Consider the following 26,519-nt stretch of genomic DNA (forward strand, 5'->3'; position numbering starts at 1 on the left):
GGCGAACGTACGACCAAGACAACCTCACCGCAACAACGAGGCGACTCCATGTCCAGCAAGACCCAGAGCTCCGAAGGGCGAGGCGTCCAGTCCATCGAGACCGGCAGCCAGCTTTTGGAAGTACTCATTACCCGCGGCGAACCCATGATGTTGAAGGAGCTGGCCGCCGCGGCCGGCATTGCGCCCGCCCAGGCCCATCCATACCTGGTCAGCCTCCGAAACCTCGGCATGGTGGAACAGAACCGAGCCGGCCGCTACCAGATGGGCCCATTCGCGCTCGACCTGGCAGTCACGCGCATGCGCTCGGTCGATCCGATGCAGCTGGCCGGAGAGGCAGTGGTCGATCTCTCGCTGGAAACCGGACTGACGGCGCTGCTGTCGGTGTGGGGAGCCTTCGGTCCCACCGTCGTGGTCGTCCACGAAGGCGAGGATCAGATCCACATGAATACCAAGGTCGGCACAGTCTACTCGGTTACCGGCACCGCGACAGGACGCACCTTCGCGGCCTACCTGCCGCCCGAGCAGACCCAACCCTCCATGCGCTCCAACTTGCCAAAATTCTTCCTCGAGCACTGCGTCGGCACCCCGCAACCCTATGACGATAAAGATATTGCCCAGATTCGCGAGACGCGGATCTCGGCCGTTCCCAACCCGCCGGTGCCTGGCATCAACGCCATCGCCTCGCCAGTGTTCGACCACCTCGGACAGATACTAGCCGTGATTACGCTGGTGGCCGACGCTCGCATCCTCGACAAGTCTCCCACCTCGGCGTTCGCCCACACCCTCGTCGAGGCGACGCGCAGCCTGTCTGCCGAGCTAGGCTACTGGGACGAGGAGCGACCCCATCAAATTGTCTAATTGTTAATCTGTTTTCTATAGTTTAATCTCCAGCATGATCCGCCAATTGGCTTGCCATGCGTAAGGAGGTTGTCAGATGAAATTGAAAGATAGACTGGCCATCGTGACGGGAGCCGGCCAGGGTGTCGGGGCCTGCATCGCCAAGGGCCTCGCCGCGGAGGGGGCGCGAGTCGTCCTGGTCGACATCCGGTTGGAAAGCGCTGCCAAGACGGCCGATGAGATACACAACACCGGAGGAACGGCCTGGGCCTATGCTGTCGATGTGACCGATGCAGACGCCTGCGCGGCGCTAGCCGAAACCGTGCAGCAGCACGGTGACGTATCACTGCTGATCAACAACGCCGGCGTCTGTCCACGCAACACGATCGACAGCCCCGATGTCCGGGAAACCTGGACACTCGGGATGACCGTGAATCTGGATGGCACCCTCAACATGATCCTTCCCTTCATTCCCGCGCTGCGGAAGACCAGGGGCGGTATCATCAACATGGCGTCTATCGCCTCCTTCGTATCGACAGCCACGTCGATCTCCTACTCGACATCGAAATCGGCCGTGAAGATGCTGACCCAGAACCTCGCCGCCGAGCTTGGCAAGGACGGAGTGCGCGTCAACGCCGTGGCCCCCGGTACCCTGGTGACCCCGATGACCGAGGCGACTCGTAACAATGACGAACGGCGCGAGCGCTTTCTGTCACGCATTCCGATGGGACGCTTCGGTGATCCTGACGAAATCGTCGGTCCGATCATTTTCCTCGCTTCGGACATGTCCTCCTATGTGACCGGCACGACCATCGTCGTGGATGGCGGCTATCTGACCTCGTGAACCCGATTGGGGCTGGCCCGACCGCTCCCAGCCCCACTCATTCCGGGACTCAACACCCGGGGATTGGGATCGCGACGTGCCACAAACAATGATACGAAGAAGGCCCGAAGCTTGCTCCGGGCCTTTTGGCACGCGACACGCCCCTGCGCCCTCAGACGATCTTCCGCGTCTCGACGAAATAGGGAGTGATCGTGTCGAGGAACACCTTGGCGTGCTCCTGCGTCCTGGCCACGATGTCACTGGCATAGAGTTCGGCCGCCTCTTCCTTGCTGCGGAACCAGAACTCGACGATCCCGTCCACCGGAACCGCCTCATAGGAGGCGCTTTCCGTACGCGAACCATGGTAGCGGTCGACCACGAGGTTCTGGCGATAGCCCAGCACATTCGGCCACTGGCGAACGAAGTTCGCATGGTTCACCAGCCATTCATGACGGAACTCCTCAGGGCTGATACCCGGCAAACGCTTGAGCAGGGTCATGCGCTTGATGTAGGGCCCCTCCCCCAGGTTCACCGGCACGACCTCGTGCTTCTCGCAGGCAACGAGGCGAACATCCTCCAGAAACTCGGTCTCGTCAGCCAAGGTGGGTGCGAAGATATCGCCACTCACGGCGTCCAGCATCGCCTGCAGATCGTCGAAATGCAGCTCTGAAAAACCGTCAAGATCCCATCCCGCGCCACGCGCATGGCTGATACCGAACTGCTCCTTATCGACGACCGCATGCTGCCAGTAGCCTCTCAGCCCCGGGAAACGGGCAGCCATTGGACCGTGTACCCGTTGCCAGTGTTCGTTGAACGCCTCGGCGGATACCCCGTTTCGCTTGGTCAACAGGCCAAATCGCGTGATCATGCTCTTCTCCTCTTCATTATTCTTCATCTGAATTCGTCACACCCAAGCGACTCAGTGCCGTATGTCTTCGGGCCAGCCACTCGCGGTGCTGCAGGGGCCAAGCGCTGAAATCCTCGGCCCCGTTCAAGGCACGAATCGCCTCAGCGGGCCAGTACGGCGTACGCAGTACCTCGCGGCCAAGGGCGACCAGATCCGCCTTGCCGCTGTCCACGACCTCGTTGGCCTGTTCGGGAGTCAGGATGATGCCGACGGCCTGCGTCTTGATCCCCGCACGGCGACGCACCTCCTCGGCGAAAGGAACCTGGAAGCCGATGCCGCGTGGCACATTGCTTCGCCGCGTCTCTTCGGTCAGCCCTCCCGAGGAGCAATCGATCACATCGACACCGACCTCCTTCAGGGCCTTTGCCAGCGCGACGGTGTCTTCCATTCCCCAGCTGCCCTCGGCTCCATCGAGACACGACAGTCGGGCGAACAGAGGTTTGTCATCGGGCCAGGCCTCACGCACCGCCCGTGCGGTCTCGACGGCAAAGCGCATCCGGTTTTCCAACGACCCGCCATACTCGTCGGTTCTCTGATTCGAGAGAGGCGAGAGGAAGCTGGCCAGCAAATACCCATGGCCAAAATGCAGCTCGACCACATCGGCACCGGCCCGATCCGCGCGCTCAGCCGCCGTTACGAAGTCATGCCGAATCGCCTCGATTTCCTCACGCTTCAGCATCTCAGGTTCGGTCCATTCGCCGCTGGCCGCGATGGCGCTCGGCCCCACGCGACGCCAGGAGATGCCACGGGCATCGAGTGTCTCGGGGCTCAGCGCCCTGCCTCCCTCCCAGAGCGGTTCGGAAAATGCCTTGCGTCCGGCATGGGCCAGCTGGATACCGAAGGCCGCGCCATTGGCATGGGCGAAATCGCCCAGGCGTTTCAACCCCGCGACGTGGTCATCGGACCAGATCCCCAGATCCGCGACCCCGACCCGGCTGTCGCTGCTGACCGCCGTGCTTTCTGTCAGCACTAGCGCTGCGCCCCCGAGAACGAACTTGCCGTAATGGACGACATGCCAGTCCTGCACGGCCCCGTCCACCGCCGAGTGCTGGCACATGGGCGAAACGACCATGCGGTTCTTCAACGTCAGTCCTCGCAGGGTCAACGGTCGAAGAAGGGCCGGTCCATCCATAGCCGGGGACTCATGCGTATCAGGCACCGTCATACTGCTCTCCTCGTTCACATGGCAGGGTGATAATCGCGTGTCTCCACCCACAAGATTACACAATAACTAACACAACAACTATTATCCAACAATATTACCCTAATATCCCTATCCCCTGCCCTGTCCCTCATCCCCGCCGACACTCCCGAGCTCTCATCAAGGAGGGCTAATACATAGTCACGGCTATTCACTAGCGCGGATGGCAACCGGAGCGGGATCAGCGAAGAACCAAGCGGTCGGGCGCTCTTCCTCAAGGCAATGGGAGAAATCGACGGCTCGGCAGCCGTCATTGCCCCCAAAGCTCACCGCAGCATTCCATGCATGACATGACATGAAAGAAACATCTCTGAGTCGCCCTGCCGCTGTCACGTCGTAGGGGGAAGTCCCCATCTCGTGGGCAGATTTGGCTTCGGCCGTGGCACCAGCGTCGGCACGACACATTTCGTACGATGCCCTCGACGCCCTCGAGCTTCCCTGATGATGACTGCGCAGGGCCGGCAATCCGGCAAACGACTCACCTGCCTATACCCAGTCGATCTCACCCCCAGCCCCGGCAGAAGGCCTGCGGCAGAGCCAGCGCCTCGCAATCTGCTGCTCGTCAGCGCTGGCGGATTTCGGTGAGATAGGTCACCGCGACGTGTTCCGCGAAGTTTGGTACGTCCTCATAGGCCTCCTGGCCGACCGGAGAGGCAAACGCAGCCTCGGCGGCCTCCAGCGAGTCGAACCAGAGCTCGGAGAAGCCATCGATCGGCGAGTCCGGATACTGCTCGCGATCGATCGGGTTGATCACGTACTTGCGCAGGCCTGGCACACGCAGCGCGATCTCGGAATGCACCTTGGTCCAGTGCGCGACGAACTCCTCGAAGGTCTGGTCCCGCCGCTTGGTGATCAGGCCGACGTGCTTGAAGGCCAGCTCTTGTGACATTGGTTCTTCAGTCATGGTGTAGGGCTCCTGAGTATCAACAATGAGAATGACGGCCAGGTGCCAGCCCCTGCCGACGTAAAGAGGTCAGCGTCCGGCTGTCAGGCGGGTACCAGCGACGCCGGGTAGGTCGGATAGTCGATATAGCCCTCGGCACCGCCGCCATAGAAGGCGCTGCGATCGACACTCGCAAGCGGCCAGCCGTGGCGGATGCGTTCCACAAAATCCGGATTGGCGACGAACGGCGTTCCGAAAGCCGCCAGGTCGGTCAGACCGTCTTTGATCAGGCGATCGGCCTGCTCCGCCGTCAGGCCGCCCGCACTGATCAGCGTGCCGTGCCAGCGCTGCCGGAAGCGCGCCAGCAAGCCACTGGACATCACCTGGCCCTGCACCACGAGATGGACGTAGGCGATTTTCCGCCGCTCGAGCGCATCGGCGATGTACAGGTAGGTCTCGGCGGTGTCGGCATGCCGCGGCATCTCCTGGAGCTCGTTGTAGGGCGACAGCCGCACGCCCACGCGCTCCGCGCCGATCTCGTCGTTCACCTCATCGACCACCTCGAGCAGCAAGCGGCTGCGGCTCTCGAGCGTCGCACCGCCGTAGCGGTCTTCTCGCGTGTTCAGAATCGGATTAATGAACTGCTCGATCAGGTAGCCATTGGCCGCGTGAATCTCGACGCCGTCGAAGCCGGCCGCCATGGCATTGGCGGCGGCCCGTCGGAAGTCCTCTATCACCGCCTGAATGCCGCCCTCGTCCAGCGCCTCGGGCCGGCTGGCCGCCATGTTGCCGGGCGTGCCGTCGGGGTGGTAGGCGAAGGCCTGGCCGCCGGCCACCGCCACCGAGCTCACCGGCGCGCGGCCGTCGGGCTGGAGACTGCGGTGAGAGACGCGACCGACGTGCCACAGCTGGGCGACGATGCGGCCGCCCTGTTCGCGCACGGCCTGGGTAACGCGGCGCCAGGCCGCCACCTGCGTCTCTCGATGAATGCCGGGGGTGTATAGATAGCCCGTGCCCTGCGCGGAGATCGGCACGCCCTCGGAGACGATCAAACCGGCCCCGGCACGCTGTGCGTAATAGGTCGCCGTATTCTCGTCGGCCTGGCCGTCCCTCGCCCGCGAGCGGGTCATGGGCGCCATCACCACGCGATTGGCGAGCGGCATCGGTCCTAGCTCGTAGGCACTCAGCAGTGCGTCCATGGTGCTCTCCTCAGCGCTGGAACCAGGCATTGGCGATCCGCTCGTGGGAGTCGATGCGCGCCTCGGGGTCGTGGATCCAGGAATTGATCATCACTTCGTCGGCGCCGGTGCGTTCGGCCAGGTCGAGCAACTTGGTACGCACCTGCTCGCCGGTGCCCCAGGCGGACTCGCGCAGCTGGTGCCGCACCTGCCGCTCCTCGATGCGGTGCCACAGCTGGCTCATGTCCTCAACCGGCTTCGGCAAAAGCTTGTCGACGCCTCGGCCGAGGTTCATGAACTTCTGCAGCTCGGTCGTGGCCAGGTACTCGGCCTCGCGCTGAGTCTCGGCGGCAACGGCATTGACGCAGACGATCACGTAGGGCGCCTCCAACTGGTCAGACGGCTGAAAATGGCTCCGATAGGTGTCGATGGCCGCCTGCATGGCGTCTGGGGCGAAGTGCGAGGCGAAGGCCAGCGGCAGGCCCTGAACGGCAGCCAGCTGGGCACTGTAGGTGCTGGAACCCAGCAGCCACAGGGGAACCTTCAATCCGGCGCCGGGAATTGCCTGGATGCGCTGACCGCGCTGGGTCGGCGCCAGATAGCCGCGCAGCTCCTCGACCATCTCCGGGAAGTCCATGCCGTTGGAACGTACATCGCGACGCAGCGCCTTGACGGTGGCCATGTCGGTGCCCGGCGCGCGGCCGAGCCCCAGATCGATGCGGCCCGGGTAGAAGGATTCCAGGGTGCCGAACTGCTCGGCCACCATCAGTGGCGCGTGATTGGGCAGCATGATGCCGCCGGAGCCAAGTCGAATCGTCGAGGTCTTGGCGCCAATGTGGCTCAGCACCACAGAGGTCGCGGCACTGGCGATATCGATCAGGTTGTGGTGCTCGGCCAGCCAGTAGCGCTTGAAGCCGGCCTTCTCGGCCGCCTGGGCCAGGCGGGTGCTGTTCTCGAGCGCCTCGCCGGCGACGAAGCCTTCGCCGATCGGAGCCAGGTCCAGCAGGGAAAGGGGTGTCTCGTGACGGGCCATGATGTGCTCCTTAGCCTTTGAGGCGGCGCCATGGCCGCCATCGCATTCAGGGGGAGCAGTATGATTGGGGCATATAGCTTGATAAACCGGCTAAACTTCCACTCAGTGTGGACATAGTTTCTCCAATTCATGCCCTTCGCGGCCGATAGACTGGCGCCGTTTTCAGCATCTACCGCTGCAGGAGAGACCGATGCACGACGCCCGCCCCCATGCCATTCGCGACATCGCCCACCGCTGGTTCGCCTTTTTCGAGGGCGAGACCGAGAGCATCGAGCGCCACCTGGACCTCTTCGCCCCGGACGTGCGGCTCGTGCATGCCGGCGTCCACCTGCTGGCCGAAGGGCAGCCGGCCATGGCGCGCTGGCTGGAACAGGCGCCGGGCGATCACGACTCGCACTTCATCCGCGACCTGAGCTGGCAGGCGCGCTCCGCGGACAGCGCGCGGATGCAGATGGACATCGCCTACCAGGTCGTACAAGCGGACGGCTCGCTGGGCGGGGCCATGATCCACTACGAGACCGAGGTGGTGTTCGACGCCAACGACGAAGCTCGCTTCCGTTTCCTGCAGAAGACGCCGCTGATGCCAAACCCCGATCGCGACTTCAAGGATTCCTTCGCCGACAATCGCCTCGGCGCCGGCCTGGCTCGGCTGCGTTTCCTGAGCGCCCAGCACAGCCCCGAACGCATCGAGACGGAGCTGCTGGATGCCGAGGCGCGTGAGGCATGGCGGGCGCTTCGCTCGACGGTCTCCCTCGAGGAGCTCGCCGACGCGCGCCTCATCACCCAGGACGACACCGCGCTGAGCCTGTCGCTGCAGCTCAACTCGGTGGCGGAGCGACGGCTCGCGCTGACCTTCATCGAACGCCCCGGTCGCTATCCGAGTATCCGGCAGATAGAGTGGCGCTGAGTTTTCCAGCGGCGCGCAAGAGCGAAGGGCCCCATGAGAAAGACCGACCACCTGGGCGGCATCACCGCCTTCGTCACCACCGCCCAGCAGGGCAGCTTCACCGCCGCCGCGGAGCGTCTGGGCCTGACCAGATCGGCGGTCGCCAAGAGCGTGGGGCGCCTGGAGGAGCGGCTGGGACTGAAGCTGTTCCAGCGCTCCACCCGCCGCCTGAGCCTCACCCCTGACGGTGAACGTTATCTGGCCAGTTGCCAGAGTGCGCTGGACATCCTCGATGAGGCGGAGGCCGATCTCACCTCACACATCATGCGTCCCGCCGGCCGCCTGCGCGTGGACTTGCCGTCGGCGTTCGGTCGCCGGCGCATCCAACCGCTGCTGCTGGACATCGCACGGCGCTACCCGGAGCTGTCGCTGACCGTGTCGTACAGCGAACGCTTCGTCGACCTGATCGAGGAAGGCATCGACCTGGTGATCCGCATCGGCGAGCTCGCCGACAGCAGCGGCCTGGTTGCCCGTCGCCTGACCACCCAGAAGCTGGTGATCTGCGCCTCCCCCGATTATTTGCTTCACCACGGCGAACCCGAGACGCCCGAAGCGCTGAGCCAGCACCGCTGCGTGATGGGCGTACGCCGTAACGAGCCGGTCTCGTGGCTACTGAAGCAGGCGGACGGCGGGCTTGTGCGCTTCACGCCAACGCCCACCCATGAATTCGCCGACGGCGACGCCATGCTCAGCGCGGTGCTGGCGGGTTGCGGCCTGTCGCAGCTGCCGCTGTGGCTGGTGGGCGAGCACCTGCAGAGCGGCGAGCTACGGGAGGTGCTGGCCGGACACTCGGGCGGCGAGATGCCGATCAGTGCGCTGTGGCCACATAGCCGGCGCGTGCTGCCGAAGATCCGCCACGTGGTCGACGAACTGGTCGAAGCCGCGAACAAGGGGCTGCTGGACTAGGGCTGCTGATGAGGGCTGCAGCACAAAGGGCCCACCCTCAACCACAGGCCGCCGCTCACGCTTGCGTCATTGCAAGCCCTGCATCCAGAGCTGGCACAGCTTTTCGGCGGACATATCCGGAGTAGACGACGGAAGCTCCGGATGACATCCAAAAATGCGGCTGGCCAGCTGTCTCCCCACGGCTTGAGCCGCAGACACCTTGGCGATGCGCTGCTGATAGAAAGCGCTCAGGACGCTTTCCATTGACGGCTTCTCCCCTATCATCCTGGCCAGATGCCATGCATCCTCCAGTGCCTGGCACGCCCCCTGCCCCGACGTCGGCAAGGAGGCATGGGCGGCATCGCCGATCACCAATACATTGTCTTCATGCCAGTAAGGGAGAGGGTCAATATCATGGACGAAAATGCGATTGAGCCGTGTTTCATCATGGAATCTCAGGACATGCTTCACAGGATCAGGCCAGCCACTAAAGCGCCGCTGTAGATCGTCCCACCAAGCAGACAGTGGCCGTTCTTGATCGACAGGCGTATTCCAGGCCCCGGCCCAAAAGCAAGATCCCGCTGACACGGGGACGATGCCGAATCGCTCGCTCGTCCCGCGGTACTCATGTATGGCGCCATCCAGAACGGCTTCCTGCAGCTGGCTGACGCCAATCACATTGACGAATCCGTGATAGCAAGGTGCTATCTTGCCTTGATGCAATGTCCGGCGCACCACCGAGTTCATTCGGCCATCGGCCCCTACCACCAGCTCACACTCCTGCTTCAACGCCTCCACATCCTGCTCGGTTATCTCGCATCCAAGGTGGATCTTCACTCCCAGGTCGCTTAGCGTCTTGGCGAGCACCGTCATGAGGTCACGGCGCAAGATCGTCACACTGGGAAGACCACAAATCGCGTTGACCTCTTCAAGATCAAACTCCCCCTTAGGGACGCCATACTGGTCAAACTGGCGCATGAAGCGAGGCTCACCGCCAACGCGGCTTATCTCTTCATCCAGCCCCATCCGCTGCAACACATACATGGCATTTGGCCATAGGGTCACACCGGCTCCTATGGACGAGATCTCGTCTGAGCGCTCATACAGGCTCACCTGGCAGCCTTGCCGTTTGGCGAATATCGCCAGCGCCATCCCCGCGACGCCTGCGCCGACAATGGCAATACGACGGGTGTCATTCATCCCTTTTCCCTCGACAATCGAATGCTCCCCGGATTGTCACAATCCCATGGAAAGGAATAAACCTGCTACCATGACTGGGTCAATCCCATTTTTTGAGATAATTGATGATCGAGAACGTCGAGATGCAGTGGTTGCTCAGCTTCCAGGCCACCTATGAACAACTGAGCTTCAAGCGCGCAGCAGAACGTCTTCAAGTGCCAACGTCCAATGTCAGCCGACACGTCGCCTTGCTGGAGAAGCAGCTGAATCTTCGACTCCTGGAGCGCACGACCCGCAAGATGGCGCCCACCGCCGCAGGCAAGCAACTCTATCAGTCGATGGCACCGCTCACGCAGGCGATGGATGACGCACTGGAAGAGGTATCCCTCTATGGCGACACCCTGTCCGGCCATCTCAAGATCATCATGCCTGACTTGCCGTTCCTGGCTGAGCTCATTGCAGACTTTTGCCTGCATCATCCTCGGATACAGCTGAGTTGCGATACTCAGCTGAACCCCACGGAAGGGATGCTGGAAGGTTTCGATCTGGTATTGCGCTTTGGCCGCGGGCCATTGGAGGATTCAGGCTGGGTTGCCAGGGAAATCCTGCGCTGGTCAAGCTGCGTGGTTGCCGCCCCAGAACTGCTTGAATCTCACCCGTCGCCGAGCTCTCTGGATGAGCTGAGCAAGGCCCCCTGCATTACCAGTTTATCCGTACTGCAAGGCATGCCCTGGCGATTCAAAGGGAATCAAACCATTCAGGTCACATCCAGCTACAAGGTCAACAGCGGCAACATGGCCAAAGCCGCCGCGCTGAAGGGGCTTGGCTTTGCCATATTACCTACGCATGCATGCCAGGCAGAGATCGACAGCGGCTCCCTCGTCAGGATTGATCCTGGCTGTGAGCCAGAAGATCTGGTGCTGTACGCCTTCTACTCCGGAAAAAAGTATCCGCTGGAGAAGGTAAAGGTGTTCCTGGAGCACCTGAGGATAGGCATCATGGATATTCCCCAGGATAAGCCATGACGCTATTGAGAGCCTGGCGCGAGATAATTCTCATACCTCTAAGCTCTTCGATTAGCCTCAACGCGCACTCCAAAACGCATGACTAGCAACAAGGTATACGCTTCAGAACAAAAGCAACCCGCGCTTCGACGCTGACACGTGGAACTTCGACTGTTTCATACCCCCAATATGAATACCACCTCTTCATCCCCTCAAATACTTGAACAGCTTCTTCAAGGCTTTGGTCTCGCTCCGAATCCTTGGCGTAAATCTCCTCCCATGGCGGTAGAAGAAAGACGACCCTGCTGTAGGGAAAACGCCGAACGTACCGAGCAGCCTTATCACGTGTTAACGCCTGGGCCTCATCCAGCATATAGAGCGCATCCAGCACTCCTCGATCAAAGAACACAGCACGATGGCCACCAGCGGCAACCTGATATTTTTCGACATCCGAACTCAGGATCTGCTTGCCGAAGGAAACCGGGTCTGGCCGTGGCGACAATCCTGCTGCCAGGCGTTCTTTGATGATCCGCCGGGCAGTTTCCTGAACGACCGGATACCCACGTTCCTTCATGGCCTCAATGAGGCTCGTTTTTCCACCACCGGGCCCGCCAGTGATCACGACTCTATGACTCATTCACCCCTGCCATTCCACCATAAAGAGACACAAGCTTCTTTCTAAAGCTGCAATCGCTACGCCAAAAATTCGTGACCGAATCTCAACCAACAAACTCCTGATTAAACCTTTATTTTACCGCGAGCCGACCACCTTAAGATTTGGCCACGACTCAAGCCAGCGTTTGCTTTTTATTCTATAAAGGAAAGCCTCAGGCTTGCGACGACCGGGGTTAATCGTGATCGTACTGTCGAACAAACGATCAACACCAAATGGGGCTACAAGCTTGACCTCACTACTGCACGAAAGCGCTGCTCCAACGGCTGTTTCCAGCTCGACCCAGTGGCGCATGGCATCGCTTGTAGATGCATAAGGCTCATCACCATTACGCAAGTGCATGCGAGCTTGATTCTTCACTGACCATGGCAGGTCAGACTTCTCCCTCAAAGCGTGCTCGATCTGTGCATCACGCTCTTCGCTAGTGCGTGACGGGTCATGATAAATCAGATCGATATCGTTCAAGGGCGTCGGCACGGAATAGCCGTGTGACCTGTCCCATACGAGATTTCTAACGAATCCCGCCCCAATGCACCAATCACGCAAGTTCATCGACGCGGCAACACGAAGCACTGCCATCCGCATCTCATCCTGCTTGAGCCATGACAGTATCTGGTGATCTCGATTCATATTCGTCCTATCGCCCTCACCCGGCGACTACCCGTCCGACATCAGGCCGCGAAAAACAGCCTGACGTCGCCGGGCAAGCGCCACAGCGACTCATCCTTGACGTTAGCTGCCCGCAGCGCGGGAAGACGTGGGGTTCATGAAATAAATTTCATGCTAGTTGAAGGGACGATGATCGCCATTTGGCCCAGGTGTGATGTGAATAAGTTGCGTGTCCTCAAGGAAAGATACCTTATGCCACTCGCCCTTGGGAACGATGCAGGCTTGGCCCGGCCCCAAAATATGTTCTCTTTCAGGATCTGAATCGCAGGTTAAAAGAATCCCACCATATATAATATAGATAAGCTCATCACCGTCTGGGTGGACTTCGCTGCCATGCGGCTCGCCCTTGTTCACGGTTAATATACCTGCTGTCATTCCGTCAATACGTTGTGGCGGCCCTGGCTTACGTTTCCGTGGATAGATCGACAGGTCGCGATAAATGTCGAAAGAAAATTCTATTGGGTTTACAGGAATAATTTCCATCATAGCTTGCTTCTCCTAATGTTGGATGCGGAATGTTATGTGATTAGACTCAACGCGTTGAAACCTTTGTGTGGATTCCCATGTTGAGCGCTAATTTTGGCTATAAGGTTTCATGCGATCACGCATCATTGATTCATTTCTTTTAGCTTCTGAGCCTTCGTTTCCGATGGCGTCTGCGCGGGATTATGTTAACGCAGCGTTTCGTCTTCTCATCGATGCCTCCGCCTTATGAAGATAGGTAGTAAATCCATCCTTCGGAGCGGGAAGAGAATTTAGCAGCATAACCGCGCTGATCTGACCGCGATGCCCTATGCCGTGGGTAATCACATGCATAAGCATCTCCTCGCGGGACATGCGACCGAGGTCGCCGTCTGTAAAAACGAAGTCGATTTGTTCTTCCAGTTGGCTGCAATCAAGTGCCGAAATGTAGTCGACATACTCTTGGTCGCTTTTTCTGATATTCGCCAACAGATCTTCTAGCGCTGGCATTTCACTTGTATTGGCCGACGTATATGTATGCGCTTTACGCCGCATATGCGCTGCGAAGACACGATCGACGATGTAACTGTGGCTCAGTGCCTTAACAGCCAACGCGGTGACGGGGGATTCAGCGCCGAGGCTTGTCAATGTGGTCAGTAACTCGTTGTTCGACCAAGCCTTATGTTGGAATAGCCGTAGCAATGTGTTGTGCATGTCAGAGTCTCCTGAGGGCTTCTAGGATTGTGGGTCGCAAAGCATTGCTTTGCTAGTTTCATGTCGGATAGAATATGAGCAATAACTCGTATTAACAACTCGCATTGATGGAAAGCTAAAATGACTCGCAGACCGCTCACGAAACCTAGGAAAATCGCCGCGCAAGAGCGTTCCCGAGCCACAGTCGATGCGCTGGTTGAAGCGACGGCTCGTATTTTGGTCGAGGAAGGTTTCGACAAGACCAGTACTAATCGCATTGCTGAGGTGGCGGGTGTGAGCATCGGCTCGCTTTACCAATATTTTCCTGGCAAGGAGGCGCTTGTTGTCGCCGTCGCCGACCGTCACCGTCAAGAGATCATGCAGGTGATCCGGGGTGAATTAGAGGAGGTTCGAGCGCAGCCAGTAAAGCAGGCAATCCGCACTCTTGTCGCCACCGCTGTCAGGGCGCACCGTGTCGATCCCAGACTTCATCGCGTGATCGCGGAGCAAATTCCACAGGTAGGCGAACTGGAAGATCTGGAGGTCTTCAGTCGTGAAAACTACACTCTGTTCAGGGCATATCTTGAGAGTCGTCGGGACGAACTTCGTGTGGACGACCTGGAACTTGCATCTTTTATATGTGTGACCTCAATTGAGGCATTAACGCATAACGCTGTACTGCACTACCCTGAGCTGTTTTCTGACGAAGCGATGGAAGCGCTCATAGACGAGGGTGCGTGCTTAGTGACTGGATTTCTGATCTCCCGCTAACAAGTTGCTGCACGCGGAAAAATTAGTCGCTACGCTCCCAATTTTCCGGTGAGCAAGGCGATCAAGATATTCTCTAGCGCACTCCCCGACGAATCTACGCCCGGGGTTTGATCCACCGATCCATTCCTCTACGGAGAAAAGCTCGAACAGGCCAACCTTGATTAGCGTAGGTACTGCGGCCTCCAGCTGTTGCTCTACGTCGCCACGCTCTCCCGCATTGTATAATGCGACGTTGCGCAGCATTGCAGCGACCGTGCCGGTCTGCACCCTGCTGCCATCCTTCAGCGTCACGGCAGGCAACTGCTCTCCCTCGGCCAGAATCTTCTTATTGATCGAGCCAAGCTTATCCGTATTTTCCGGCGACACTTCAGACATACAACCTCCTTCGCATCAACTCTTCATCCATGACAAAATTTTTATCACCGAAGATGGCATTACGATTTACAATCATCATTGTGCAGTATATCGCACAACAAAAGGCCTCGACCATGCTCACGACAAGCGCAAGCGGCATGCCATGGCTCAGTAGCGAGAAACGGTAGCAAGAGATACGACTGGATCATGACACCTCCTGTCTGGCCCTGATAATCGCCGCCTCGATAGCCGACTTGGCCTGCGGGCTATTTTTCCAGCAGGTTGTACCCAGCATTGAAGCAACCATTTCTGCTATGTCATCTGCCCGACAAGATGCCAGCTCGGTGAGCGAGTCGATTCCGATTTGCTCAAACCGTTTCACAACGGTCGGGCCAACGCCCTTGATCGTCAGCAGTAGCTCTCTTTCAGCAACGGAAAACGCCATACCTCATCTCTCCCTACACCCAGCTACCACTGCCCCTTGGTATCATACGGCGCAAGAAAAATCGCGGCCCGATCTGCAAGCCTAGAGCGCCGGCCGTCTCACTCATGTGTAGCCACCTCGACTATCCCTTGTCAGGCACCTCCTGGCCTCTTCGGGTCATCAGGGTCAGCGCGCAAGCGCAGCACAAAGTATCCGCAAGCGATGTCAGGGCCACCGCCAGGATGGCGAATCAGCCGCCCAGCACCACCGCGTCGGGAATCTCGTAGCGCTCCTCACCGACGTGAATGACGTTCAGGTCGTCGATGCGCTCGGCACGAAACTCGCCGGGGTCGGCCTCGCTGGTGCCGGCACCGATGGCCCGGCCCATGCGAAAGTACACCGCTCGACTCCTGCCATCTGGCTTGTCGATGACGACGGTGGCATATCCCCCGCCGCTGCGGGCCACGCCGAATTCGCAGCGCGTGGTGGGCTGGCCGCCCATCATGGAACACGGCAGGCTCCCGGTGGCGTCGAACTCTCCTTGGCCGGCGCGCAAGGCCGAATCGTCGGGGCCGGTGGCCGGCGTACCGTCGGGCGAAATGGCAGGGGTCAGGTAATCGGCGGCCACATAGCCCCGAGGTCCGCCGCCAAGCTGCTGTACATCGCACCAGCTACGCCCCTCAGAGGTCTGGCAGCCCAGGTTGTCGAGCAGGGTGCCAGCAGCGTAGCGATCGACGATCGCCGCCGATATGGACGGCGCCTCACGCAGGTTCAGCCCCCCGGCGACCCCCGTCACCTGCCAGTTGCGCGGCCCGCCCTCCTCAGGCGCGGCCGGCACGGCATTGGCATCGTTGGCGCTCGTCAAGGCGGGCAATATCAGCGCGATACTCAGTGTCAGCGACATCACTACTCTACGGGCGATCATGGCCCACCTCCGTTTCGAAATCGTCAATGCAGGGAGAATACAGGTATCTTCTCTCGCCATGAGTCGTTTTCCTGCCTACCCACCAGAGACGGCGTCTAAGATCGACTCAACAGAGAGCCATGGACGCCGAAAATGGCGCGGAAGGCATCGGGAAATCGTCTCGAAGGCTGAACCGATGCCAGAGCATATGTACGATCTCATGATGTATATGGCCGATCATGGTGCGGTAGGGCTCGTCCAGTGCTTGGCAGTGATTGGCATCGCAACAGTGACTTTCGCAAGTGTCGCTTATCATGCATGTGACTGCCCCCCTGGGAGGAAGGAAGGTATGAGCTACATCGCGTTCCTGGCGGGGCTCTGCTTCCTGCTGGTCGGTGCCGAAATCCTGGTTCGCGGCGCGTCACGGCTGGCGGTACGCCTCGGCATCTCGCCGCTGGTCATCGGCCTGACGGTCGTGGCGTTCGGCACCAGTTCGCCGGAGCTGGCGGTCAGCCTCAAGGCCGCGTTCGCGGACCAGGCGGGCATCGCCATGGGTAACGTGGTGGGCAGCAACCTGTTCAACGTCCTGTTCATCCTAGGGCTCTCGGCCATGGTGACGCCGCTGGTAGTCGCCCAGCAGTTGATTCGCTTCGATATCCCCTTGATGGTCGCCCTCTCGGCAGCCCTTTTGCTGCTCGTGCTGGATGGGCAGCTGAGTCGCCTGGATGGAGCCCTGCTGGCGGCAGGCCTCGTTGCCTACCTCGCCTTTCTGCTGTACCAGAGTGCTCGATCTCGGGCCGAGGCCACCGCCGATAGAGACGACGTCACGTCTGGCCGTGATGCGTGGGGAATCAACCTGCTGCTAGTGGCGGCAGGGCTGGTCCTGCTGGTGCTGGGCTCGCGATGGCTAGTGGAGGGAGCGGTGACCTTTGCCAGCTTCCTTGGGATCAGCGAGCAAGTGATCGGCCTGACCATCATCGCGGCGGGCACGTCCCTGCCCGAGGTCATGACCTCGCTGATCGCGGCCCTGCGCGGCGAGCGCGATATCGCCGTGGGCAACGTGGTCGGCAGCAACGTGTTCAACATTCTCGGCGTGCTGGGACTTAGCGGCCTGCTGGCGCCGTCAGGCCTTATGGTGACGCCCGCCATGATCAGCTTCGATATCCCCGTGATGCTGGCCGTCGCGGTGGCCTGTCTGCCGATCTGTTTCACGGGCGGCTCCATCGAACGATGGGAAGGTGCCCTGCTGCTGGGCTACTACATCGCCTATACCCTCTACCTGATCCTGGCGGCGACTCAGCATGATGCACTGGCCGGATTCACCGGGGTCATGCTGTACTTCGCACTTCCGCTAACGGTCCTGACACTGGCAGTGCTCAGCCTCCAAGAGCAGAAGCGACGCTCCGGCAGGCTTCGCTGATCCCAGGGTTCGCTCGCGATCGGTGGCGCTGCCTCAGGACGAGGGGCGATCAAGCGCCAGCGTCCGGCGCCCCTTCCTCGGCTCGTTGGGGGATAGGCGGCACAGCCGTCGCCTCGGGGGTATCGCTGGAGTCATCGGCGAGGCGACGGTCGATATAGTGCAGTACCGCCAACTGGGCGAAGAGAAAGGCAACGCAGAGAACGATGCCAAGGATCATGGTCGTGTTCCGGAGAGGGGCCTGTCTGCATCATAGGCCAGCGCCGGCCAGCCTCACCATCGAATGCTGAGTGGCCGACGCTGGCCCACCGCTGCTGTCGAAAACGCGAGGCATGATGGGAGACCGATCAGGCATCACGCCCATCATCGGCTGAGGTCGCTTGAGCCGCCAGGAACTCGCGAATGACCTCGTTGACTCGTGCCGGCTGCTCCAGCGCCGATAGGTGGCCGGCGCCGGGGATGATCTCGAGGCTCGAGCCAGGCAGCCGCTCGTGAATTCGCTGCGAGAACGGCACCGGCAGCGAGCGGTCTTCCTCGCCCACGATGACCAGCGACGGCACCTCGATCTCGGCCAGGCGTTCGAGCAGCGAGTCGCGCTTGATCAAGGCGTCGAGGCCCAGCAGCGCCGAGGGCACGTGGATGTCGGCGAAGCGCTGCTTCCACTCATCCACCAGAGCGGGATTCTCGCGTCGGGTGGTGGCGGCGAACATCAGCCGCGCCACCGAGGGCAACAGCGGGCGAAGGCCGAAGCGGCGGGCGCAGGCGCCCATGGCGCGGTACTTGAGTTTATGGGCGAGGGTCTCCGGTCCCGCGTCTGTGTCGAACAGGATCAGCCCGGCCACCCGCTCGGGGTGTTCCAGCGCGGCGCGCAGCGCCACCATGCCGCCGATGGAGAGCCCGCACCATACGGCTTGCTGGATGCCGAGCTCATCCAGCACCGCGATCACATCGGCCACGGCGTCGTAGAGCGTGAACGGTTCGTCGAGCTGGCTCGAGCGGCCGTGGCCGCGGAAGTCGACGTTGACGACCCGATAGTCGCAGGCCAGGGCGGGCAGCTGCTCGCGCCACATCTCGCCGGAGCACAGGAAGCTGTGCCCGAGCACGATGGGCAGGCGCTGACTCTGCTCGCCGCCCCCCTCGCGGCCATGCTCCTCGAAGGCGATGGTGACGCCGCGATGCTCGACCTGGGGCATGAGAATTCCTTATGTAGCAGGCGTTAACATGATGAATAGCGACAGCATACCAAACGCCCCGAACACCTGATGTCATCAGGGGCTCGGGGACTGGGGGATGGCAGAGTGGTGAGTGGGCGGGGCCGCTGGGTCACTCACGGCCGAGAACACTGGCCTCGACGGCACGCCCCTTCTCCGCGCCGCCCAGCCGAGTCAGGCCATGGGGTGCGGCAATGCGGAAGAAACGCTCTACCACCTCGTGCGGCGCCGGCCGGGTGGCCAGCGACACCGCCACGAACACCGGCAGGTTGAGCATCAGCCCCCAGAAGCCGGCGTGAATGCCCAGCGGATGCTTCCACACGGTGGTGAAGGCCACGGTGACCAGAAAACCGCTGACGATGCCGGCCATGACGCCAAGCCTGGAGGCACGCGGCCACAGGAACATGCCGATAAAGGCCGGCAACACCTGGGTGGCGAAGCCCAGCCCCACCAGCAGGATCATCACCAGGCTGCCCGGCTCGGCGATCGCCAGCGGGGCGATCACCAGCGCCATCAGCGGCAAGATCATCCAGCGCGCCAGCTTGCCGGTGCGCGCCTCGGACAGGCCCAGCAGCGGCTGAACCACGTCCTTGCTCCAGGACAGCGCCACCGAGTGGATGAACGGTTCGCTGGAAGACATCGATGCCGCCAGCGTGCCGGCCCCCAGCAGCCCCACCAGCCATACCGGCAGGAACTGCATGGCGTACTCCAGCACCACGGTGTCGGTGCGGGCCAGATCGGGCAGCGCGAAGATGCCGATGAAGCCCACCACCACCATCGGCAGGATGACCACATAGTAGGTCGGCAGCCAGGTGGCACTGCGGCGAATGGTGCGCGCCGAGGAAGCGCTCATCCACTGGGTCCACACCGGCGGCATGAAGGAAAACATCGAGACGATGACCGAGGTGGTCCAGAAGCTGAAGCTCATGTCGCCACCGGCCCCGGGCAGAGTCAGGAACTCACCGTGCTCGGCCTGCAGCCGCGCGAACAGCGTGCCGACATCGAGCCCACCGGTGGCGCCATGCAGTGCCCATAGCCCCACCGCCCAGGCCACCACCAGCATCAGCACGCCCTGAAAGGCGTTGGTGCGGCCGATGGCCCGCTGGCCGCTGACGAACAGATAGACGGCGATACAGGCCAGCACCAGCGGCACGCCCAGCCACACCGGAATCGCCCCGCCGCTCATCACGTTGAGGATGTAGGCGGAGCCGATGGTCTGCAGCACCGCATAGGCGATCGAGCCGATCGACATCACCAGCGAGGCCAGGGCGCCCAGCAGCGGACTCTGGTAGCGGTCGGCGATGGCGCTGGCCTGGGTGACATGGCCGAAGCGCTCGCCGAACTGCCAAACCTTGGGGCCGACGTACCAGGCTACCAGCGCCAGGTAGGCCAGGTAGACGGCTACATAGAATACCGGCACGCCCTTGGCATAGGCCCAGCCCGGTGCGCCCATGAAGGTGTAGGCGCTGACGCTGCCGGCGGCGATCAACAGGTAAAGCGTCACCGGACCCATGCTGCGTCCGGCCACGCCCCACTCCTCGAGGCTGTTCATGCGCCGCCCGCCCCGGGCGCGCAGGCCGATGACCATGGCAATGGCCACATAGGCCAGGGTGATGAGAAGCGGCCAGGGGCTAGTCATGCTTGCCCTCCTGGCGATCGAGCACGTGGTTGGCGATCAGCATCACGGCGAAGCAGGCGAAGATGACCACATAGCTCCACACCACCAGCAGCGGCAGGCCCAGCACCAGCACGGCACGATTCACCCAGCCGATCACCGGCCAGATACCCGCCGCGATCACGGCGACGAAGGCGATCAATAGCCCCCAGCCGGCGCGGCTGGTGGGCAGGACGACGAAACGGGACATGACGAGAGGTCTCCCACGGTGACGAGATGGGCGCTGGACGCGTGCTTGCCGGGCAGCAACGACCGGCTCGAGCGATCCCGTCGTCGTGAGCCTCGCATGGCTCAACCTGCCGGCGCATCAGCAGGCGCCGAGACGTCGCGCCGCATGATGGTCACCGCCTCGCCGCGATATTCACGCTCCTCGACGTCCCGCCAGCCGAGCCGCCGGTAGAGTGCCTGCTGGTCCGGCGTGTAGAGATAGAAGCGCTCGACGCCGTGGGCCCAGGCCTCTTCTTCCACCCGCCGCACCAATCGTGAGGCGATGCCACGGCCGCGCCACTCGGGCAGCACGAAGACCGAGGCCAGCCAGGGCGTCAGCTCGCGGCGGTCGCTCATGTCATCGACCACCAGGCTGGCCATGCCCACCGGCCGCTCATCGTCCATGACGGCGAACACCGAGGGCACGCCGGCCGGGCCGCAGTCGGCGCGAAAGTGCGCGATGGCAGCGGCGAGATCCTGGCCGGGGTTCAGGTGGCCCCATTCGGCGTGGGTCCAGCCGGCCAGGGTGGCAACATGCGGCGAATGAGCGTCGATACGGACGAGAGGCAGGCCTGAGTCCATGGCGAAAATTCCTGTCGAAGTGGCGTGACGTGGCCAGGCCGCGGGCGGCCCGGCAAAAACGCAACAGTATCCCCGTTCTGGCCGATGCTCGCCAGGGGCGTTCTCCCCTGCTTGGAGCTCGCCGCGGCTCAACCGCTGGCCAGCAGCTTGATCCCCAATCCCGACAGGCAGAGACCCACGATTCGCTCGATCCAGGCGGTGATGCCGCGTATGCGTGCCTGGAGAGCCGGCAGGGTGAGCACGGCCGCCACCACGGCAAACCATGTCATATGACAGGCAATGACATAGAGACCGTAACCCAGCTCGACATCGAGCGGCGTGCGGGGCGATACCACCTGGCTGAACAGCGAAACGATGAACAGCATGGTCTTGGGATTGAGGGCATTGCAGGCAAAGCCCATCCAGAACACCGACCCTCGAGCGGATCGTCCCATCGCCGGGCGCCCTTCGCCACCTGGCGGACGTTCGCTGACGTTCCCCGGGAGCCGAGCCCGGATGTCGGGCCAGAACGCCGACAGTCCTAGCCAGATCAGGTAAGCGGCCCCCAAGTAGCGCAGAAGCGACAATATCCAGGCCTGACTGGCGAACACCACGCCCAACCCAAACAGGGTATAGGCCAGGTGAACCGAAACGCCGCAGCCGATGCCGATCGCGCACCACACGCCGGCACGCCTACCCCGTACCAGCGCCACCCGGGTGACCATGGCGAAATCGGGGCCAGGACTGATGACGGCCAGGCCGGTGATGATGGCAACGGCAATGATCTCGGCTTGGGCAATGCTATCCATCTCTGCTCCCTTGCGTTGTTAGCGACAGGAGTATGAAATCGACCGGGCACGCGGAAAATCGAAAATCATTCGGATATGTTGTGAGCGAACGTCACAGAAAACGACAGCTGCCCCCGCTGGCCCCACTGCCGGCATTCGAGGCGGCCGCCCGTCATCAAAGCTTCTCGCGCGCCGCCGAGGAACTGCACCTGACCCATGGCGCAATCAGCCGGGCAGTGGCCAAACTCGAACAGCGCCTGGGCGTTCAACTGTTCGTCCGGCGGCGCCGCAGGGTGTATCTCACCCTGGCGGGAGAGCGGCTGATGCGGGTCACGAGCGATGTGCTCGATCGTCTGGACGACGCGGCCGAAACGCTGCGCCGACATGAAGGAAGCTCACCGATCCTGACCGTTTCCTGCGAACCGAGCCTGGGCATGCGCTGGCTGATGCCGCGCCTGGGAACATTTCGCACGCTAAATCCCGATCTCAATATTGACCTGAGGCTGGCGGGAGGCCCGATCGATCTGCTGGAAAGCGGCTGCGACGCCGCGATTCGGCACACCAGTTTCGTCCTGCCGGACCGCGACGTGGTCACCCGGCTGTGGCCCGAGTATGCCGGGCCGGTATGCGCGCCCATCTGCTGGGAGACGGCCATTGGCCGCGACCTTTCCCGTGCCAGGTGGCTACACAGTCGCACGCGCCCTGAGGCCTGGCGCGACTGGCAGCGCGAGAGCGGCTATCAGGGGTCGCCGGACAGCGAGCAATTCTTCGATCACTTCTTCTTCGCCCTCCAGGCGGCGGTCGACCGTCTGGGGACCGCAATCGGTCCGCTGCCACTGGTCGACGATGACTTGCGGTCTGGCAGGCTCATCGCGCCCATGGGCATGGTGGCAACGGGATACGATTACGTGCTGCTCACCCGGGACTCGCCCGACGCCGATCCTCGCATCGCACGCTTTTCGGCCTGGCTGATGCAGCAGGCGCAGGACCTTTCGGCAGGCACCGGGCACGACAGTCTAGCGACGGATTCGCGGTAGCCACGGGCATGCATGGAGCACCAGGCGAGGCGCGGCCAGAATGCTGTGGCCAACCGCTGATGCCGCGCACTAGACTCGAGGGCTCGGTCACCAGGGAAGATGTCCATGTCCACCAGCCTCGAACAGCGCGCGCTCAAGCTCTCCATCATGATGACCCTGCTGGTCTCGAGCCTGGGGGTCGCCTTCGGCCTGCTGGCCGGCTCGCGCTCGATCCTCTTCGACGGGGTCTTCTCGACCATCGATGCGGCCATGTCGGCCCTGGCGCTGGTGGTCACGCGACTGATCGCCCGCGAGGTCAGCCAGCGCTTCCAGCACGGCTACTGGCACCTGGAGCCGCTGGCGGCAGCGCTCAACGGCTCGATCCTGCTGCTGCTGTGCTTCTACGCCTTTCTCAACGCCATCCAGGGGCTGATGGCGGGCGGCCACGAACTGGCCTTCGGCGTGGCCATCGTCTATGCGGTGGTGGTGGCCGCGGTGTGCTTCTCCATGACCGCCTACCAGCGCCGGCTCAACCGCGACGTCGGCTCCGAGTTCGTGCGCATCGATATGCAGGGCTGGCTGATGGCGGGCCTGATCACCGGCGCGCTGCTGGTGGCCTTCGTGATCGCGCTGATCCTCGAACGCACTCCCTACGCCTATCTCACGCCCTACGTCGACTCGCTGCTGCTGGCGATCCTGACCCTGGCCTTCCTGCCGGTGCCGATCGGCATCGTGCGCCGAGCCATGAAGGAGGTGTTCCTGATTGCGCCGAGCGCGATCGACCGCGAAGTGCACGCCGCCATGGCGCCGGTGATGGCGCGCGACGGCCTGCTGGAATACAGCAGCCACGTGGCCAAGGCCGGCCGCGGGCACTTCATCGAGATCCATATCGTCACCCGGCCCGACTTCGCCGCCGAGCGCGGCGTGGCCGAGCTCGACGAGGTCCGTACGGCCATCGCCGCGGGGCTGAGCATTCCCGCCGAGCACCGCTGGTTCACGGTGTCGTTCACCGCCGACCCGGCCTGGACCTGAGCCCTCAAACCAGGCCATCTGACACCCTGGAGGCACGACCATGCCCGAGTTCCACAACTCCCCGACACTGCCACTACCGACTTTCCCCGGCAGCCATATCGTGCTGGACGAGGACTACGTGCACCTATCGGGCCTCAACGCCGCCGATATCCAGGGCGGCGAGACGATCCTAGGCGACGTCGGCGAGGAGACCCGCTGGGTGATGCATCGCCTGGCGCACCTGCTCGAATCGGTGGACTGCACCCTGGAAGACGCGGTACGCGTGTCGATACATCTCACCGACATGGACGAGGCGGAGGCCATGAACGCCGCCTACGCGGAATTCTTCACCCCACCGGACTACCCGGCACGCACCTGCACCGAGTCGTCGCGGCTGCTCGGCGGCGCCAGCGTGGAGATCACCCTGACCGCGCGCCGCCAGGCCAGCAACAGACGCGAGGACGACAACGGCCCTGAGGCTTGAACAGGCGCCGGGGTGCCCTCATTCATTCGCCGCGTGCCACGTCCTGGCGGCTGAGCACCACCACCTCCCGCGGCCACCATTCCGGGTGCTCGTCGCGGATGAAGGCCAGCAGCTGTTCGCGCACGTTGTTCTCGGCGATCCAGCCGCCGACCGGATCGCGGGTCATCAGGTAGCACGAGACCTCCAGGCTCGTCTCGCGCTGCGCCGTCACGTGGCACTCCAGCTTGTCGGCATCGACGACATGCTCCTCCTGCTTGGCGAGTTCGATGAATCGCTCGCGCAGCTCGGCGACATCGGCGCTCAGGTGCAGAGTCAGCACGATCTGGCGGTATAGCCGGGGACTCCTGGTCGAGAGATTGTCGAAGGGCTGGGAAACGAAGTAGCGGATCGGTACGATCAGCCGCCGCTCGTCCCAGGAGCGCAGCCGCACGAAGGTGTAGAAGATGCCTTCCACGTAGCACCACTGGCCCTCGAACACGATCAGGTCGCCCATGCGGATGGGCTTGGCCAGCGATACCTGGAAGGACGACAGGATATTGCCCAGCACCGCCTGGCCGGCGATGCCCACCAGCACGGTCAGCACGCTGGCCGAGGCCACCAGGGTCATGCCCAGGGTGCCGAACAGGTTGATCTGGCTGAGCACGTAGGCGATCACGGCCACCACCGTGACCAGGATGATGCTGCGGCGCAGCGCATAGAGTGAGGTCAGCAGCTTGCGCTCGTCGCGATGCTTGGTGTCGTCGATCTCGCCGACCAGGCGCTGGGTCATCTTCATCAGGAAGGCATCCAGCAGCCGCACCGCCACCATGCCGACGCCCCAGGCCATGATGATGATCAGCAGAATCCGCAGCGTGGTAGTGACCACCCCGGAGAACGAGACCACGGAGTCGAGCAGCAGGCGGGCGACAAAGGCCATGGCGATGAACGCCATGGGCGTCTGGATTCGTCCGGTGAAGGCGCCGCTTACCCGCCGGAAGAGCCGCCGTACCAGCCAGTCCATCAGGTGATGGACGCCCCACCCCACCAGGCCGATCAACAGCAGGAAGATCGGCAGGGCGATCCATTCCCATAGCCGGAGCTCGCCGAGCGGCACCTGAAGCCGCGGCGGCATGTGGTCCTCCAGCCAGGAGGGGCCGTATTCGGCATAGAGGGCGGAGACGTACGACAGGCTGTCCGGGGTGATCAGCCACACCGGATCTTGCTCGCCGACCCGATAGCGAGCCAGGCGGATGTTATGGGTCTGCCCAGCGGCCTCCAGGGAGGTGAGCAGCAGGTTGCGGCGCGGCTGGCCCGCCATGGGATGCTGGCCTGACGGATCCACGATCATGGCGTCGCGCCGGCTGGGCAGGTCGGACGGCTCCAGCCAGTCTCCTCGCCGCAGCACCGATGCCAGCTGTCGGGCCAGCTCGGCACCTCGGGTCACCTGCTCGTCGGGCGCGAGATCGGCCAGGTTGAGAAGGTGCGCGGCCGCCGAGAAGTCCTCCCGCTCGGTAAGAGTGAGGAAACTGCGCAGCGCCTCGCGCGGCGTCTGGCGGCGGACCTCATCGGAGGGATCGCCGAGCCCGGTATTCAGCGACTCGAGCTCGAACCAGCGCGACTTCTCGCCGTCCGGCGCTTGCGCCAGGCTCGAGCCGACGGTGGTCAGGGCGACGACCAGCAGGATCCATGTGAAGCAGCGTTGCATGACGGGGGTCCAATCCAGGGGAATCCGATAAGCGGCCATCCAGGCCGGCGCTCGCCAGCAGTACACCCCATGGCAGCGCCGATCGTCCAGTCCAGGCCTTCTCACTGCAGGCGCATGGCGCGAAAGCGACGCCGCCAGCTACTGGCTGCCGGACGAGCGCGCCGCACTGGTCACCACCTTCGACGGCATCCACGACCAGGGCCAGCCGCGTCGGCTCCTCAAGGGGATCCACCGAAGCCTGACCGACGACGGCGTCTACCTGGAGGAAGCCGGCTTCCGCAACATTCGCGTCCACCAATTGGAACATGACATTCAGAACGACTACTTCGTCTGCCGACCCTGAGGTCGGCCGAGGCGGCCTCCATTCCGCTCGACGCATCGGCGCCTGACGGCGCCATTCGCGCAGCAAGCTGCGCTCCCACGACAACCGGCTTAATGGCTCTGATCCGCTAAGGGGCGCTCTCATGGGAGCGATCTTTATCGCGAAAGATGGGAGCACCCAGACAAGCAATTTCCCCAAACCCTGCGGTAGCGATCTTCAGATCCGCTCGACGCATCGGCGCCTGACGGCGCCATTCGCGCAGCAAGCTGCGCTCCCACGACAACCGGCTTAATGGCTCTGATCCGCTAAGGGGCGCT

The 26,519-nt window shown here is 62.4% G+C and carries 31 protein-coding genes; 10 read left to right on the forward strand and 21 right to left on the reverse strand.

All coding sequences use genetic code 11. From position 1 onward, the window contains the following. The first annotated feature begins 48 nt into the window (after positions 1-48). A complete protein-coding gene (locus tag FHR96_RS03595; RefSeq protein WP_183386289.1) occupies positions 49-858 on the forward strand; it encodes an IclR family transcriptional regulator in 810 nt (269 codons plus the stop codon). Positions 859-934: 76 nt separating this feature from the next. After that, positions 935-1,681, forward strand: coding sequence for an SDR family NAD(P)-dependent oxidoreductase (locus FHR96_RS03600; RefSeq protein ID WP_183386290.1), 747 nt, complete (start codon positions 935-937; stop codon positions 1,679-1,681). A gap of 151 nt (positions 1,682-1,832) precedes the next feature. Here the strand turns inward: FHR96_RS03600 and FHR96_RS03605 are convergent, their stop codons facing one another. From FHR96_RS03605 to FHR96_RS03625, 5 genes are all read right to left on the reverse strand, one after another. Next, positions 1,833-2,528, reverse strand: a complete 696-nt coding sequence (locus tag FHR96_RS03605) for an EthD domain-containing protein (RefSeq protein ID WP_183386291.1) — start codon at positions 2,526-2,528, stop codon at positions 1,833-1,835. Positions 2,529-2,544: 16 nt separating this feature from the next. Further along, positions 2,545-3,732: an NADH:flavin oxidoreductase/NADH oxidase gene (locus tag FHR96_RS03610; RefSeq protein WP_246392759.1), complete on the reverse strand. Its 1,188-nt coding sequence runs from the start codon at positions 3,730-3,732 to the stop codon at positions 2,545-2,547. Between the two features lie 598 nt (positions 3,733-4,330). Then, positions 4,331-4,672: an EthD family reductase gene (locus FHR96_RS03615; protein WP_221195680.1), complete on the reverse strand. Its 342-nt coding sequence runs from the start codon at positions 4,670-4,672 to the stop codon at positions 4,331-4,333. Between the two features lie 83 nt (positions 4,673-4,755). After that, entirely contained in the window at positions 4,756-5,850 is a 1,095-nt protein-coding gene (locus FHR96_RS03620; protein WP_183386292.1) for an alkene reductase, read from the reverse strand. Between the two features lie 10 nt (positions 5,851-5,860). After that, positions 5,861-6,862 carry an LLM class flavin-dependent oxidoreductase gene (locus tag FHR96_RS03625; RefSeq protein WP_183386293.1) on the reverse strand — a complete coding sequence of 334 codons (1,002 nt, stop codon included), beginning with the start codon at positions 6,860-6,862 and terminating at the stop codon, positions 5,861-5,863. Between the two features lie 190 nt (positions 6,863-7,052). Between FHR96_RS03625 and FHR96_RS03630 the strand changes: the two genes are divergently transcribed. Beyond that, on the forward strand, positions 7,053-7,769 hold the full coding sequence (locus tag FHR96_RS03630) for a hypothetical protein (protein WP_183386294.1): 717 nt from the start codon (positions 7,053-7,055) through the stop codon (positions 7,767-7,769). A gap of 33 nt (positions 7,770-7,802) precedes the next feature. Then, on the forward strand, positions 7,803-8,714 hold the full coding sequence (locus FHR96_RS03635) for a LysR family transcriptional regulator (RefSeq protein WP_183386295.1): 912 nt from the start codon (positions 7,803-7,805) through the stop codon (positions 8,712-8,714). A 66-nt stretch (positions 8,715-8,780) separates the two neighbouring features. Here the strand turns inward: FHR96_RS03635 and FHR96_RS03640 are convergent, their stop codons facing one another. Next, positions 8,781-9,893: an FAD-dependent monooxygenase gene (locus FHR96_RS03640; protein ID WP_183386296.1), complete on the reverse strand. Its 1,113-nt coding sequence runs from the start codon at positions 9,891-9,893 to the stop codon at positions 8,781-8,783. Between the two features lie 104 nt (positions 9,894-9,997). Here FHR96_RS03640 and FHR96_RS03645 point away from each other — a divergent pair, with 104 nt between their 5' ends. Next, entirely contained in the window at positions 9,998-10,897 is a 900-nt protein-coding gene (locus FHR96_RS03645) for a LysR family transcriptional regulator (RefSeq protein ID WP_183386297.1), read from the forward strand. 82 nt (positions 10,898-10,979) lie between these two features. Here the strand turns inward: FHR96_RS03645 and FHR96_RS03650 are convergent, their stop codons facing one another. From FHR96_RS03650 to FHR96_RS03665, 4 genes are all read right to left on the reverse strand, one after another. Continuing rightward, on the reverse strand, positions 10,980-11,513 hold the full coding sequence (locus FHR96_RS03650) for an AAA family ATPase (protein ID WP_183386298.1): 534 nt from the start codon (positions 11,511-11,513) through the stop codon (positions 10,980-10,982). A gap of 114 nt (positions 11,514-11,627) precedes the next feature. Further along, positions 11,628-12,179, reverse strand: a complete 552-nt coding sequence (locus FHR96_RS03655) for a nucleotidyltransferase family protein (RefSeq protein ID WP_183386299.1) — start codon at positions 12,177-12,179, stop codon at positions 11,628-11,630. 153 nt (positions 12,180-12,332) lie between these two features. Continuing rightward, the gene (locus FHR96_RS03660) at positions 12,333-12,704 is read right to left on the reverse strand and encodes a cupin domain-containing protein (protein ID WP_183386300.1); all 372 of its coding nucleotides are present in this window, start codon (positions 12,702-12,704) and stop codon (positions 12,333-12,335) included. 180 nt (positions 12,705-12,884) lie between these two features. Beyond that, entirely contained in the window at positions 12,885-13,394 is a 510-nt protein-coding gene (locus tag FHR96_RS03665) for a DinB family protein (RefSeq protein ID WP_183386301.1), read from the reverse strand. A gap of 120 nt (positions 13,395-13,514) precedes the next feature. Here FHR96_RS03665 and FHR96_RS03670 point away from each other — a divergent pair, with 120 nt between their 5' ends. Beyond that, a complete protein-coding gene (locus tag FHR96_RS03670) occupies positions 13,515-14,144 on the forward strand; it encodes a TetR/AcrR family transcriptional regulator (protein WP_183386302.1) in 630 nt (209 codons plus the stop codon). Here the strand turns inward: FHR96_RS03670 and FHR96_RS03675 are convergent. The 4 genes from FHR96_RS03675 to FHR96_RS03690 form a co-directional block, all read right to left on the reverse strand. After that, positions 14,115-14,519, reverse strand: coding sequence for a DUF7709 family protein (locus FHR96_RS03675; RefSeq protein ID WP_221195681.1), 405 nt, complete (start codon positions 14,517-14,519; stop codon positions 14,115-14,117). The two genes, FHR96_RS03670 and FHR96_RS03675, sit on opposite strands and share 30 nt — an antisense overlap. Before the next feature lie 184 nt (positions 14,520-14,703). Continuing rightward, positions 14,704-14,943 (reverse strand): helix-hairpin-helix domain-containing protein, encoded by a 240-nt coding sequence (locus FHR96_RS03680; protein ID WP_183386303.1) that lies wholly within the window; start codon positions 14,941-14,943, stop codon positions 14,704-14,706. A gap of 229 nt (positions 14,944-15,172) precedes the next feature. Beyond that, a complete protein-coding gene (locus FHR96_RS03685; RefSeq protein ID WP_183386304.1) occupies positions 15,173-15,847 on the reverse strand; it encodes an SH3 domain-containing protein in 675 nt (224 codons plus the stop codon). Between the two features lie 106 nt (positions 15,848-15,953). Next, positions 15,954-16,142, reverse strand: a complete 189-nt coding sequence (locus tag FHR96_RS03690; RefSeq protein ID WP_246392761.1) for a putative zinc-binding metallopeptidase — start codon at positions 16,140-16,142, stop codon at positions 15,954-15,956. A 33-nt stretch (positions 16,143-16,175) separates the two neighbouring features. Here FHR96_RS03690 and FHR96_RS03695 point away from each other — a divergent pair, with 33 nt between their 5' ends. Further along, positions 16,176-17,246, forward strand: a complete 1,071-nt coding sequence (locus FHR96_RS03695; protein WP_183386305.1) for a calcium/sodium antiporter — start codon at positions 16,176-16,178, stop codon at positions 17,244-17,246. A 49-nt stretch (positions 17,247-17,295) separates the two neighbouring features. Here the strand turns inward: FHR96_RS03695 and FHR96_RS03700 are convergent, their stop codons facing one another. The 6 genes from FHR96_RS03700 to FHR96_RS03725 form a co-directional block, all read right to left on the reverse strand. Next, complete coding sequence (locus FHR96_RS03700; protein WP_183386306.1) at positions 17,296-17,463, reverse strand: hypothetical protein; 168 nt, start codon at positions 17,461-17,463, stop codon at positions 17,296-17,298. 127 nt (positions 17,464-17,590) lie between these two features. Next, entirely contained in the window at positions 17,591-18,436 is an 846-nt protein-coding gene (locus FHR96_RS03705) for an alpha/beta fold hydrolase (RefSeq protein ID WP_183386307.1), read from the reverse strand. Between the two features lie 130 nt (positions 18,437-18,566). Further along, positions 18,567-20,093 carry a sodium:solute symporter family protein gene (locus FHR96_RS03710; protein ID WP_183386308.1) on the reverse strand — a complete coding sequence of 509 codons (1,527 nt, stop codon included), beginning with the start codon at positions 20,091-20,093 and terminating at the stop codon, positions 18,567-18,569. Beyond that, positions 20,086-20,319, reverse strand: a complete 234-nt coding sequence (locus FHR96_RS03715; RefSeq protein WP_183386309.1) for a hypothetical protein — start codon at positions 20,317-20,319, stop codon at positions 20,086-20,088. The genes FHR96_RS03710 and FHR96_RS03715 overlap by 8 nt, the downstream gene beginning before the upstream one ends. A gap of 101 nt (positions 20,320-20,420) precedes the next feature. Further along, positions 20,421-20,918 carry a GNAT family N-acetyltransferase gene (locus FHR96_RS03720; protein ID WP_183386310.1) on the reverse strand — a complete coding sequence of 166 codons (498 nt, stop codon included), beginning with the start codon at positions 20,916-20,918 and terminating at the stop codon, positions 20,421-20,423. Between the two features lie 128 nt (positions 20,919-21,046). Next, positions 21,047-21,706, reverse strand: a complete 660-nt coding sequence (locus FHR96_RS03725; protein ID WP_183386311.1) for a LysE family translocator — start codon at positions 21,704-21,706, stop codon at positions 21,047-21,049. Between the two features lie 32 nt (positions 21,707-21,738). On the opposite strand from FHR96_RS03725, the gene FHR96_RS03730 reads away from it, so the two are divergent. The 3 genes from FHR96_RS03730 (at position 21,739) to FHR96_RS03740 (ending at position 24,196) form a co-directional block, all read left to right on the forward strand. Next, entirely contained in the window at positions 21,739-22,722 is a 984-nt protein-coding gene (locus tag FHR96_RS03730; RefSeq protein WP_183386312.1) for a LysR substrate-binding domain-containing protein, read from the forward strand. Positions 22,723-22,827: 105 nt separating this feature from the next. Then, positions 22,828-23,733, forward strand: a complete 906-nt coding sequence (locus FHR96_RS03735) for a cation diffusion facilitator family transporter (RefSeq protein ID WP_183386313.1) — start codon at positions 22,828-22,830, stop codon at positions 23,731-23,733. A 40-nt stretch (positions 23,734-23,773) separates the two neighbouring features. Next, entirely contained in the window at positions 23,774-24,196 is a 423-nt protein-coding gene (locus FHR96_RS03740; RefSeq protein ID WP_183386314.1) for a RidA family protein, read from the forward strand. 22 nt (positions 24,197-24,218) lie between these two features. Here FHR96_RS03740 and FHR96_RS03745 read toward each other — a convergent pair whose 3' ends face one another. Further along, the gene (locus tag FHR96_RS03745; RefSeq protein ID WP_183386315.1) at positions 24,219-25,880 is read right to left on the reverse strand and encodes a mechanosensitive ion channel family protein; all 1,662 of its coding nucleotides are present in this window, start codon (positions 25,878-25,880) and stop codon (positions 24,219-24,221) included. Positions 25,881-26,519: the final 639 nt, after the last annotated feature.

It is taken from the genome of Halomonas organivorans, assembly GCF_014192055.1.
In the GTDB taxonomy this organism is placed as follows: Bacteria; Pseudomonadota; Gammaproteobacteria; order Pseudomonadales; family Halomonadaceae; genus Halomonas; species Halomonas organivorans.